Source organism: Tahibacter amnicola, assembly GCF_025398735.1.
Taxonomy (GTDB): domain Bacteria; phylum Pseudomonadota; class Gammaproteobacteria; order Xanthomonadales; family Rhodanobacteraceae; genus Tahibacter; species Tahibacter amnicola.
In genome coordinates, this window is record NZ_CP104694.1 from 4,146,879 (window position 1) to 4,159,999 (window position 13,121).

At 65.1% G+C, this 13,121-nt stretch carries 6 protein-coding genes and 1 riboswitch; of the genes, 2 read left to right on the forward strand and 4 right to left on the reverse strand.

Features of this window, described 5'->3' with window-relative positions; genetic code table 11:
• From N4264_RS16155 to gcvP, 3 genes are all read right to left on the reverse strand, one after another.
• The gene (locus N4264_RS16155) at positions 1–3,450 is read right to left on the reverse strand and encodes a non-ribosomal peptide synthetase (RefSeq protein WP_261693268.1); all 3,450 of its coding nucleotides are present in this window, start codon (positions 3,448–3,450) and stop codon (positions 1–3) included.
• Complete coding sequence (locus tag N4264_RS16160) at positions 3,447–5,909, reverse strand: condensation domain-containing protein (RefSeq protein ID WP_261693269.1); 2,463 nt, start codon at positions 5,907–5,909, stop codon at positions 3,447–3,449. The genes N4264_RS16155 and N4264_RS16160 overlap by 4 nt, the downstream gene beginning before the upstream one ends.
• A 978-nt stretch (positions 5,910–6,887) precedes the next feature.
• A complete protein-coding gene (gene gcvP, locus N4264_RS16165) occupies positions 6,888–9,758 on the reverse strand; it encodes an aminomethyl-transferring glycine dehydrogenase (RefSeq protein WP_261693270.1) in 2,871 nt (956 codons plus the stop codon).
• Positions 9,759–9,796: 38 nt separating this feature from the next.
• Positions 9,797–9,900, reverse strand: a riboswitch (glycine riboswitch).
• A 242-nt stretch (positions 9,901–10,142) separates the two neighbouring features.
• Between gcvP and N4264_RS16170 the strand changes: the two genes are divergently transcribed.
• Together N4264_RS16170 and N4264_RS16175 are read left to right on the forward strand one after the other, a co-directional pair.
• The gene (locus N4264_RS16170) at positions 10,143–11,003 is read left to right on the forward strand and encodes a TraB/GumN family protein (RefSeq protein ID WP_261693271.1); all 861 of its coding nucleotides are present in this window, start codon (positions 10,143–10,145) and stop codon (positions 11,001–11,003) included.
• A 52-nt stretch (positions 11,004–11,055) separates the two neighbouring features.
• On the forward strand, positions 11,056–11,466 hold the full coding sequence (locus N4264_RS16175) for a hypothetical protein (protein ID WP_261693272.1): 411 nt from the start codon (positions 11,056–11,058) through the stop codon (positions 11,464–11,466).
• A 14-nt stretch (positions 11,467–11,480) separates the two neighbouring features.
• On the opposite strand, the gene N4264_RS16180 is transcribed toward N4264_RS16175, so the two are convergent.
• Entirely contained in the window at positions 11,481–12,881 is a 1,401-nt protein-coding gene (locus N4264_RS16180; RefSeq protein ID WP_261693273.1) for a serine hydrolase domain-containing protein, read from the reverse strand.
• Positions 12,882–13,121: the final 240 nt, after the last annotated feature.

Consider the following 13,121-nt stretch of genomic DNA (forward strand, 5'->3'; position numbering starts at 1 on the left):
TCACCACCGTCCGGGGGGCTGCAGAACGACGACGCAATCGGTCACGCCGGCATGCGCGGCAACAGCGGCTTCAATATCACCCAGTTCGACGCGGTAACCCCGGATCTTCACCTGGTTGTCGATGCGTCCCAGGATCTCGATAGTGCCGTCGGGAAGGAACCTTGCTGCATCGCCCGTGCGGTAGAGGCGCGTATCCAGGCCGGCGTGATGGAAAAACTGTCGCGCGGTTCGTTCCGGATCACCGCGATATCCCCGCGACAGGCCAACGCCGCCGATGTGCAGCTGTCCCGTGACGCCGGGCGGCACCAGGCGATCGGACGCATCCAGTATGTACATCGTCTGGTTGGCCATGGGACGGCCGTACGGCACGCCACGCCAGCCGGACGTATCGACGCTGACCGGATGCAGGACGGACCAGATCGCCGCCTCCGTGGCGCCGCCCAGGCTGGTCACTGCAGCGCCCGCAAACCGCTGTTTCAGGCGTTCCGGCAAGACCGGAGGAATCCGGTCGCCCGAGAGCAGGAAATGACGCACCGGAAGGATGTCATCCGCGTCGTTTCCAGCAGCGTCGAGCAGGATCTGCGCGGCCATCGGCACACCGTTCCAGATCGTTACGCCGTGCCTGCGGATGCAGTCCAGCCACTGGGCAGGATCACCCGACGACGCATCGGACAACATGACGACACACGCACCCGCCGCCAGCGCTCCGAAGATGTCGTACACGGACAGATCGAAGGTCAGCGACGACACCGAAAGAACGCGATCCGCGGGGCACAGACCAATCCGCGCGTTGATGTCGATCAACGTGTTCACGACCGCGGCGTGGGTCATCTCCACACCCTTCGGGCGGCCGGTCGATCCGGATGTGTAGATCACGTACGCCAGCTGGTCGGGGCCCTGGCGCCGCTGGGCGAGGACCGCTTCGGCATTGACGCTCGCGACTTCCTGCGACGCTCGACTTACCCGGAAGACCTGCGGCACATCCGGGAGCAGAGCAGGGTCGCCTATGGCATAGCGTATCTGCGCCTCGTCCACGACAGCATCACGCCGTGCTGCCGGCCAAGCCGGTTCCATCGGCACGTACGCACCGCCGGCCAGCAGAATCGCCAGCGCCGCGATGACCTGGTCACGTCCGCGCGGCAGACACACCGCAACCAACACCTCGGGACCAACGCCGGCCGCCACCAGCGCCTCGGCCAGTGTGCTGGACTGTGCCAGGAGACCGGCATAGTCGAGCGTACCGCGTTCATCAATGACGGCGGGCGCGCCGGGCGTGGCTGCCGCCTGACGCAGGAAGGAATCCTGCATGCAGCAATGGAAGTCCCACGCTTGCGCCGTGGCGTTCCATTCATCGACGATGCGCGCGCGCAACGCATCGCGGACGAGGTCGACCGGTGCATCGAGGCTGAGCATGCCGTGCAATGCCAGCTGCATCAGTTCACCGACGGAAGCCGCCTGCTCGGCCGCAAAACGCGACGGATCGTATGCCAGGTGCAAGCTCGCACCACGGCCGGGACGATCCAGCAACACGTTGACGGTCAATGCGAATTCGTTGAGGTTGTACAAGGTCGGCCGGCTGCCCGGAATCGCGTCACCGACAGCACCGACCGCGTCAGTAAAATCGTTGAAATTGAAAAAATGATCAAAAAGCGACGCGCCTTCCGCCAACCGTTGCACCTGGACCAGGGGCGTGTGCCGGTGCGGCCAGAGGGTCAATTCCACGGAATGGGCAGCGTCGATCAACGCGCCCCAGTTGGACACCGCAGTATCGATGCAGACAGGAAGCGTCGTGACATACAGCCCCAGCGCCTGCGTCGCGACAGTTTGCGCATCACGACGGTGCGTACAGTAGCCGGTATGGAGTACCTCGCGACCGCACAGCCTGGCGAGGACGATCGCGTAGGCTGCGAAGAAGATGGCCTTGGCCGGCACCCGCCGGATGCTCGCGACGCTGCGCACGCTATCGATCAACGCCGCGTCCAGATCGATGCGCAGCATCGGCACAGATGCGATACCAGCCTCTCGACGAACACCGCCATCCGGCAAGGTCGGCAGGTGGCACGCGACATGGTCGGCAACGTAGGCAGCCCAGTAGCGCTGCGTGTGGGGATTTTCCAGCGCGGAGCGCTCGGTCATCACCAGTGGCGCCATGTTCGGCGTGGGCTGCGTGCTGGCGTGCGCAGAATCGGAAGCAACGGCGCCGCCACTGGAAATTCCGGCCTGCGCGAACAGTGTCGCTACGCTCCATCCGTCGAGAATGGCGTGGTGGGCGGTCCAGATGATTTCCGTCAGCGCCTCATCGAGACGCACGATATCGATGCGAAACAGCGGCGCCGTATCCAGCACCAGGGGCGTGCGACGCCGTGAGGCCAGCAGACTGTCGCGCTGCCGCTCACGTTCCTCGCGCGTCCGATCGCGCCAGTCGTGACGGATCACGGGCGCGTCGATGCGCGAATGGACGACCTGGTGCTTGGCCAGTGGGCCATCCCAGTGCAGGCTGGTGCGCAATACCGGGTGGCGGGCGATCAGACGATCGATGACCTCGCGCAGCCGTGTTTCGTCAAATTCACCGGGAATCTGCCGCGAGCGGACGATCAGGTAGCGCGGCATCCCGCTATCCAGCAGGGAGCTGGCAATCATCGCCTCCTGCATGGCCGTTAGCGGATAGGCATCTTCCGCGCCGGCCGGCCAGCCCCCGGTTGGCGCGATCGTGGCGAGGGCGAAGGGGGCAGGCATTTCCAGGGTGCTGTCGCCCGTCAACGCGCCACCGTCGATGGCCGCGGCCAGGTCGGCCAGGCGCGGCGTCTTCATCAGTTGCGCGGCCCCCAGTGACAGCCCCTGCTTCGTCGCCGCGGCCGCCACGACGATCGTACGCAGGGAATTTCCGCCGAGCGCGAAGAAGTCAGCGTCACGGCCAACGGACGCTACCCCCAGTACATCACCCCAGATCGCCGCGAGAGCCGATTCTGTGGCGGTACGCGGCGGATCGTGCGCAGCGATGGCCCTATCGCTGGGCCAGGGCAACGCGCCTCGGTCGACCTTGCCGTTGGGTTTGAGTGGAATCGCATCGACGCGGACAACGCGAAACGGAACCATGTGTTGCGGAAGTTTGTCGCGGAGCGCGCGAAGGATCGTCGATTCGTCAATCAGCTGTGTATCGGTGACGACAAATGCACACAGCTGAGTGTCACCGGACGGCCGGTCCATCGCGCGGACGGCGGCCTGGCTCACGCCGGGAACACAGCGCAGCGCGACATCGATCTCGGCCAGCTCGACGCGATAGCCCAGCACCTTGACCTGGTCGTCGATGCGGCCGAGAAATTCCAGCAAACCATCGACACGCCGGCGCACACGGTCGCCCGTGCGATAGGCGCGCGTGCCGCCTGATACGTATCCCCCCTGTCCGACATCACCGCAGTAGCCGTGACCTACAGTCGGTCCTTCGATCACCAGCTCGCCGACAGCACCCGGCGGTTGCTCAACTCCCCCTGCCCCATCACGCGCAGCCGTACCCCGGGCAACGCCATGCCAATGGGAACGCGCGCACCGGCAACCGGTGCGTCGATCTCGTGCACGCAGCACGACACGCTGCATTCGCTCGGACCGTAGGAGTTGACGATGCGGCATTTTCCAAAATGATCAGCCAGCGAGCTGATGATTGCCGGCGCCAGCGCTTCGCCGGCAAGAATCACCATCTGGCGCGGCTGCGCCGTGCCGAATGTTCCGGGCTGGTACAGCGAGAGGTAGTGACTAGGCGTGAACTTCGCCACGTCAATCGGATTCTCCTGCACGTAACGGGCGTATTTTGCCGCGTCGCGGCTGGTTTCGCGGTCGATCAGGTGCAGTGTGCCGCCCGTGGCCAGTGCGAGAAACACATTGCCCAGTCCGATGTCGGTGGACGGATGGGTTGCAATGCCATACGTCCAGCCCGGCGCCAAGGGGAATCGACGCGTCATGGCGTCAATAAAGAACGCCAGGTTGGCGTGGCCGATCATGACGCCCTTGGGGACGCCGGTTGATCCCGACGTGTGCACGATGTACGCGACGTCGTCACCGGTCACGATGGTCGCAGACGCGGGCTCACGCAGCTGCGCGAATCCGCCGGCGCGGATGTCGACAGTCGCACAGCCGTCGGGAACGCCCGTGGTATCGACTCCATCCGTCACGACGCAAAGGGCAGCACATCCGCGGATGATCTGCTGCAGACGGGAAACCGGCACTTCCGGATCCACCGGCACGAATACCGCGCCTCGGCGCCATATCGCCAGCATGGTTGCGACGAGCGGCGCGCCACTGCGCAACGCCACCACGACGCATGCACCGGCTGCCACGCCATGCAGCGCCAGCACCTGCGCCGTGTGCGCGGACTGCCTGTGCAGCTCCGCGTACGTCCACCGGTGTGTGCTATCAACGACCGCCAGGCAATCCGGCCTCGACGCTACGTGCCGTGCAACCAGGTCATGCAGGAAATGCGGAAGGCCCTTGGCCAACGGCTGGACTTCCGTGCGCTCGGCCGGCAGCAGTGCAACCGTGGCTGTCGGCAAGGCCGGATCACCGATGGTAGCAAGCTGCATTATTGCGTCGGCGATGGTTTCGACGGACGACGCATCGAACAGGCGCACGTCGTAATCCCAGCACAATTCGATGCCGTGCTCGTCGCGGCGTGCGACCAGGGAGAGGTCGAACTTCGGCGCACGCCGCGGCAGCAGGTCCGCCGGCAGTGGCGACAGCTTCGCCTGCGCCAGCTGCAAGACCTGCGCGCCGCCTTCCTGGTACGAGAAAAACAATTGGAACAAAGGATGGATCTGAGGTGCCCTGGCGATTCCGAGGCGATCGACGATGACGTCAAGCGGCACATCCTGGTTCGCCATCGCCCCTACAACGACCGATCGAACCTGCGCAATTGTGTCGTGGAGGGTGGCGCGGTCGGACAGGGCAATACGCGCCGGCAAGGCGGTGACCAGGTAACCGATCAGTCCCTGCAGTTCTGGCCGTTGACGGTTTGCGCTGGCAAAACCGATCGTCACATCATCCGTATCACCGAAGCGCGCCACGGCAGTGGCGTAGAGCGCCAACAGCGCGTGGAACACCGTTGCATTGGCTGCCCGTGCGATCTCCTGCAGACGCAGCACCGGCGCCGTGGGGAGCCGGCGGATAACACGCCCCGTCTCGGCGGGAATAGCCGACTGTCGCGGCCGGTCGGTCGGTAGTCCGTGAAGCAGTGGCAATCGGTCAAGCGCCTGGCGCCAGTAAGCCACCTGGCGTTCCCCTTCAGCCCCCCGCAGGATGGCCTGCTGCCACCGGCTGAAGTCCGAATACTGAACGGGAAGCGGCGGCACATCGGACGAATCACCGCGCAGCGCGCGCGCGTAGGCGGCGCCGAGTTCCGTTGCGACGACATTTTGCGACCATGCATCCCCCATGGCGTGATGCATTACCGCCAGCGCGACGTGGGATTCCGCATGGAGTTTCACGACGATTGCCCGCGCCAGCGGCGCGCAGGCGAGGTCAAACGCGCGACCGCATTCGTCGGCGACCAGTGCGCGGAGCGCGCCGTCGCTGTCATCCGACTGCGACAGATCGGCGACAAGCAGCGGTATTTCAACCGTTGGGAGGATGCGCTGCACAAGTGCGCCGGCCTCTTCGACCAGCTGCGTTCGCACAATCTCGTGCCGGTCAGCCAGGAAGGCCAGTGCAGACTGGAATGCGGGGACCGAAAACGCACCGTCGATGCGAAATCCGGTCACGATGTTGTATGCCGGCGTCTGCGCGACCGCCTGGGCAAACCACAACGCGCGCTGACCTTCAGAGGCCGGACACTCGCTGACCGGATCGCGCACAAGACGCTCACCCGCGACACTGCGCTGGCGCAGCAGTGCTTGAATCTGTTGTCTGGTATCAGTCGACACGGCAGTCACTCGCAGGGCGCCCGCGTAGCGGCGCTACGTCCGAAATGGAGTTACTTCCGGACGCACGAGAATCAGATCGGCTGACGCCGAAATACGCGAGAACGTGCTGCAATGCACCAGAAGCCTGGACGCGCTGGCGCACCGATGGGTGCCTGCGCCAGGTCGTGTCCACACCTGCAGAACGCCGGAAAGGCCGACGTCGCTGCTACTGGATCAGGTGGCCATCGGCCACTATGCACTGCGGAATGCGGGGCAGATTCCAGGAACTGCCTTCGACGCGCTCTCGCCTCCTGCTACGCGATTTCACCAGCCATTCCCCTGAAAATCGCCGGGTTACGTACTGGCGTAATACGCGTCACATCGATTTCCGTTACCCCCGAACGACCTACTATACCATCGGCATCCGGGGATTATCTAACGTCGTACCCATATGCCGGGGTACGCGCTTGCGACTATGGGAAGACCTGGACATGTGGCGGCACGCAATACCTTTTCATGTCAATTCGTTGCCGAATTTCCGTTGTATTCCGGCCGCTTGCGGCATTCCGGCCGGTGCTGGCCCGCGGTTCGCCGGCAGTCCGTGGTCGATTCGACGGCAGCAGCTCCATCCAGTCGGATTATTCCTGGCGCAGAGACTTTAAAGAACGATTTTCCGGGCGCCCGCCCATAATCGCCATGAGTGCTATCTATCCGTCGCAGTCTGGTGCTCTGCCGAAAACACGCCATGACGGTAATCCGCGACGTATTTTCCATACGCCACCGAAATGGTTTTCCGGATTCAGGAAACCGTTGCAGGTAATTCCCGACCGATCAGAACTCGGCCGCGCTGGCGCGGAGCACCGTCACCTGCGGCGGGCTGTCGAACGGAGAACCGGGCTGCGCGTCGTACGAGGCAGCCACGGTTGTTCACAGTGCCGCTTTGTGTAGCGGCACCGTCCGCGCCGTTGCAGCGCGGACGGGTGTTGCAGGGCCTCCGGATCAGGCCTCCGCCGGTTCCTTGTAGGCATCCACCGGAATGCACGCACACATGACGTTCTTGTCGCCGTAGACGTTGTCGACGCGGGCGACCGGCGGCCAGTATTTCTGCAGGCGCAGGGTGGGCAGCGGGAAAGCGGCCAGCTCGCGCGTGTAGGCGTGGGTCCACTCGCTGGCGGAAACGGTCGTCGCCGTGTGCGGGGCATTCTTGAGCGGATTGTCCTCGCGATCGAGCTTGCCTTCCTCGATTGCGCGGATTTCTTCGCGAATCTCGATCATTGCGTCGATGAAACGATCGAGCTCGTGCTGCGACTCGCTTTCGGTCGGCTCGACCATCAGCGTGCCCGCCACCGGGAAGCTGAGCGTCGGCGCGTGGAAGCCGAAGTCGATCAGGCGCTTGGCGACGTCTTCGGCGCTGATGCCGGTGGAATCCTTGAGCGGACGCAGGTCCAGGATGCACTCGTGCGCGACGAGGTCGTTGCGGCCGGTGTAGAGCGTGGCGTAGTGCGATTCGAGGCGCTTGGCGATGTAATTGGCGTTGAGCAGGGCGACCTGGGTCGCCTTGCGCAGGCCGGCCGCGCCCATCATCGTGACGTACATCCAGCTGATCGGCAGGATGCTGGCGCTGCCGAAGCTGGCAGCACTGACCATGCCCACGTCGCCTTCACCGCCCAGCGTGCGCGGGAGGAACGGTGCCAGGTGCGACTTCACCGCACAGGGGCCGACACCCGGGCCACCACCGCCGTGCGGGATGCAGAAGGTCTTGTGCAGGTTGAGGTGCGAGACGTCGGATCCCCACTTGCCCGGCTTGGCGACGCCGACCAGCGCATTCATGTTGGCGCCGTCGGTGTAAACCTGGCCGCCGTGCTGGTGAATGATGTTGCAGATTTCCACCACGTCTTCCTCGAAGACGCCGTGGGTGGACGGGTACGTCATCATGATCGCGGCGAGGCGGTCGCTGTACTTCTCGGCGGCGCGACGGATGTCTTCCACATCAACGTTGCCGTTGCTGTCACACTTGGTGACCACCACCGTCATGCCGCACATCTGCGCCGAAGCCGGGTTGGTGCCGTGCGCCGACTCTGGAATCAGGCAGATGTCGCGCTTTTCGTCACCGCGCGAACGGTGGTAGGCGCGAATGGCCAGGAGACCGGCGTATTCGCCCTGCGCGCCGGAGTTGGGCTGCAGGCTGACGGCGTCGTAGCCGGTGCACTCGACCAGCATGGCTTCCAGGCCGTCGATGAGTTCCTTGTAGCCAGTTACCTGGTCGGCCGGAGCGAGCGGGTGGATCGCGCCGAATTCGGGCCAGGTCACCGGAATCATCTCGGCGGTGGCATTGAGCTTCATGGTGCAGCTGCCCAGCGGGATCATGGTGCGATCCATCGCCAGGTCCTTGTCGGCCAAGGACCGCATGTAGCGCAGCAGCTCGTGTTCGCTGTGGTGCGTGTTGAAGACCGGATGGGTCAGGAAGGACGACGTGCGCGAAAGACCGGCCGGCAGGGCGTCGGCCGTGACGGCATCGAGCGCGTCGACATCGGCGATGGTCGCGCCGAAGAGCGAGGCCAATGTGCGGATGTCGTCGCGCGTGGTGGTTTCGTCGAGACTGATCGAGAGGCTGCTGGCGTCGATCGCACGCAGATTGATGCGCGCGGCCTTCGCCTTGGCATGGACGGCGTTGGCGTCGATGCCGACGACATGCAGCGTATCGAAGAAATCCGTACCGACAGTGATACCGGCGCTGCGCAGCGACGTCGCCAGGATCGCCGCCAGGCGATGCGTGCGGCGCGCGATGCGGACCAGGCCGTCCGCGCCGTGATAGACGGCGTACATGCTCGCCATCACGGCCAGCAACACCTGCGCGGTGCAGATGTTCGAGGTGGCTTTTTCACGGCGGATGTGCTGTTCGCGCGTCTGCAGCGTGAGGCGGTAGGCCGGCTTGCCTTCGGCGTCGATCGAGACACCGATCAGGCGGCCCGGCATCGAACGCTTGTAGGCATCGCGGCAGGCCATGAAGGCCGCGTGCGGACCGCCGAAGCCGAACGGCACGCCGAAGCGCTGCGAATTGCCCACCACGATATCGGCGCCCCACTCGCCCGGCGCAGCGAGGAGGGTCAGCGCGAGCAGGTCGGTTGCCACGGCGACCAGGCCGCCGCGCGCGTGCACGGCGTCGGCCAGCGCCTTGTAATCGTTGATCTGGCCGAAGGTGTTGGGGTACTGCAGCAGCACGCCGAAGGCGTCGAGGTTCATCGCCTCGGCATCATCGGCGACAACCACTTCGATACCCAGGGGCTCCGCGCGCGTGCGGATCACTTCCAGCGACTGCGGATGCACGCCGTTGGAAACGAAGAACGTGTTCGACTTCGACTTGCACGAGCGCTTGGCCAGCGTCATCGCCTCGGCGGCGGCGGTGGCTTCGTCCAGCAGCGAGGCGTTGGCGATCTCCATGCCGGTGAGATCGGCACAGAGTGTCTGGAAATTGATCAGGGCTTCCATGCGGCCCTGGGAGATCTCGGCCTGGTACGGGGTATACGCCGTGTACCACGCCGGATTTTCGAGAATATTGCGCAGGATGACGTTGGGCGTGTGGGTGCCGTAGTAGCCCTGGCCGATGAAGCTCTTGAAGACCTGGTTCTTGTCGGCCACCGCGCGGATCTTGGCGATGGCGTCCACTTCGCTCATCGGCGCCGGCAGGTTGAGCGGCTGGGCCGATTTGATCGACGCCGGCACGATGGCGTCGGTCAGGCTTTCCAGGGAGTCGTAGCCGACAACGCGCAGCATGTGGGCGATCTCGGCGTCATTGGGACCGATGTGACGCTCGAGGAAACCGTCGGAATGTTCGAGATCGCGCAGGGTACGCGTCGTGTTCTGGCTCATGGTGGGGACGTCCGAAAATGACGCGCAGGCCGCACGTCGGGCGCCCCTCTGTCCTTTTGCCTGAGAGTTTGGAAGCACGGGTTGACCATGACTTCGTGCCCCTTCGGCGCCGGATTGAACCGGTCTCTCCAGAGTGTTTCGCAGGCGGTGGTATGGGGGCCTGAGCGATTACGGGCGTTGCGCCTTCGGCAGCGGGTTTCCCCGCTTCTCCCACCGTTTGCGTAGCCCGACATTATACCGACAGGATTGGCCGGCGGGAGTACCGCGAAGTCATATCGGAACTGGCCGCCCGGCTTTGCCCTGCGCCCGTCGAGGGAACTTCCCTCGCGACGCGTGCTCGATCACACCCGGCCGATGGCGGCCAGGACTACTGGGAGTTTTCCGATGCGACGGTCGTTCCGCGGGTGGTTGGGGTTGGCAGTGCTGGTGCTGGCCGTCGCCGGCATCGCGCCGGCGAAGAACCCGCCACCGCCAAACTCACAGACGGTTTCCGACGCGGCCCTCCACCGACTGGCCGAGCTTGCCGCCCGCCATCCGCTGCTGGTGATCGGGGAAATCCACGGAACGACGGAAGCCCCGGCGGTGGTGCAGCAACTGGCCGCGCGCCTCAGTGCACGCCAGCCGCTGCTCGTGGCGCTGGAATGGCCCGAGACCGAGCAGGAGCGCGTCGATCACTTTCTCGCCAGTGCCGGCGATGCGGACGCCGTCCAGCAACTCACCCGCTCCTGGTTCTGGCAGGAAAGCACGCGCGACGGCCGCACCAGCCAGGCCATGCTCGCCCTCCTCGACGACCTGCGCCGGCGGGCGCAACAGGGCGCCAAGGTGCGGGTCGTGTGTTTCGACTGGAACTGGCAGGCACAGCCCGAGGGCGACCGCGACGCCGCGCTCGCCGAACGGTTGCGCAAGGCCTTCGCCGATCGCGGCAAGGCCACCATGCTGGTGCTGACCGGCAACTACCACGCGCGGATGAGCCGTGGCGCACCCTGGAATCCGGAACAGGAATTTGCCGCCTACCACCTGCGCGACCTTTCACCGTACAACGTCGATATCCGGGCGCGGAGCGGCAGCGCCTGGGTCTGCCTTGCGGGCGAGCCGTGCGGCGCACGCGCGTTGGGCGGCACGCCGGACGCCCCGCTGGGCCTGACCGAATCGGCAGAACTCGACGCTGACGGGTATCGCGCCCGCTTGACGCTCCCCGTCTTCACGGCATCTGCGCCAGCCGTGCCCGCACCGGGTGCGCCGTGACATCACGCACCGTCTCATGCCATGCGACACCGGATGACAACGATTCCGGCGCATGGCGACCTCTCCACATCTTCCGCTGATCATCGCGCTGTGCCGGGTCATGGGCGTACTGGCGCTGCGCCTGATCGAGATCCGCATGACACGGCACGAAATGGGCACCATCAGCGACCTGCCGCAACGGCATGAACTGCTGGAAGGGTTGCCGACCAATACGTCGGCATCCGGCGCACTGATCCGTGTCCTCACCGTACAACGCCGCCTGCTGCAACTGGCCAATGCGGACGGGCCGCTCGATCACCTGCAGGTCTGCGTGGCCCTGCAGGAGCTGGCCGGCGGTCCGCACCTGCTGGACTGGTCACGGATCGTCGTGCGCCTGGCCGCGAAGCTCGAATGTCCGTTGCCCGAATCGCCACGCCACATCTGTGGCCCCGGACTGATGGGCGGGCGGCACTCCCGTGGCTGAAGGCCGTCGACTTTCTACGACCGGGTCGGCATGCGCGCCTCCAGAAAGTCCACCGGACGATGCGCGGCCGGTGGATCCAGGTTGGCCAGCACGATAACGACGGTGTCCAGGGCCGGATAGACGCGAAACTCGGTACTCATGCCCTCGGCGCCACCGCTGTGGCCAAAAAAGCGCAGCGAGGCTTCGCCCCGCACCATGAATCCGAGGCCATACCAGGGGTTGTGCTGGCGCGTGGCCTCGGCCAGCAGCGCCTTGGAAACCAGCTTTCCGGCCTGCAGGGCACGTGCGAAGCGCAGGAGGTCGTCGGCCGTCGCATAGCCGCCGCCGGCGGCCATTCCGCGGTACGGCAGCAGCGCCGTGTTGGGAACCCACTGGCCATTCTGCCAGGTGTAGCCGATCGCATACCTGGCGGATGCCTCGGTCTTCAGCGGGAATCCGCTGGAAGCCATTCCGGCCGGCGCGAAAACATGCTGCTGGATGTAGTCGTAGTACGACAGCCCGCTCACCTTCTCGATCAGCGCACCGAGCAGGACATAGCCGTAGTTCGAATACTGGTACTCCGCGCCCGGCTCGTGCACCGGATCACGTGCGCCAAACGCCGCCACGTAATCGCCCTGCTCCTTGATCCTCGCACGATTGCCGGCCGCTTCCGGGCCGAAGATGTCGATATCGCCGGTACCGCCGGCATGCGTGAGCAGGTGCCGCACCGTGACTTTGCGCGCGATCGCCGTGTTCGGGTAGTCCGTCAGGTGCTTGCCGACGGTATCGTCCAAGGACATCTTGCCGGCCTCGATCAACTGCAGCGCAGCGATCGCCGTGAACATCTTTCCCTGCGACGCCAGGTCAAATTGTATCGTCGGATCGACCGCCCGTTTCGCATCGCGGTCGGCCATGCCCCAGCTCTTGCGATACAGCACCTGGTCGCCCTGGGCCACGAGCATCACGCCGGAGAACTTGCCGGCTTTCGCCAGGTCGTCCACACGTGCCGTCAGCGCTTTGAGCGCCTGCGGCATCGGCATACGCGCCGGAGCGAGATCAGGCGGCAACGACACCGGTTCAAATTGGACGTTCACGATTTCCGCCGGCGTCCCCTCGCGCACGGTGATCGCCATGCGCGCCGCGGCATCGGACTCCTTTTCCTTGAGCAGCACGCCGATCTCCAGCGGCTCGTTCTTCTCGATGCGCAGCAGCGAATAGCCACCTGTTTCCTGCTGCAGCGCGAGGTATTCCTCCACGGTCGTCTCGCGCTTGTAGGTGTCCTTGAAGGCCTTGAGCTTCGCCGGGTCAGCGGTGTTCAGCGACACCAGCCATTCGCCGAAGACCCGGCCCGCGGGTGTCGCGGGAACATTCGGCTCAGCGGCGGAAACAGCCGCGGCGGCACACCACAAACCACTGAAAAACCATGCACGTATCATTCGCTCCCTCCAATGGTGTCGGGCGGGCACGTCGGCCCGACGGAATACCAATCTATAGCGCGGCCGTAGAACGCATGCCGCACGCCGCCCCTCCGGGCCGCGGAAAACCGACAGCGCCCGGCCCCAAAACCAGGGATTCGGAATCGGATCGCCAGAATGATCACGCGACCAGGTCCCGTGCCGGAATTGCCGCCGGCGTCGTCATTTTCCGTTACAGACTGTCAACCGGGCCCTCGAAAT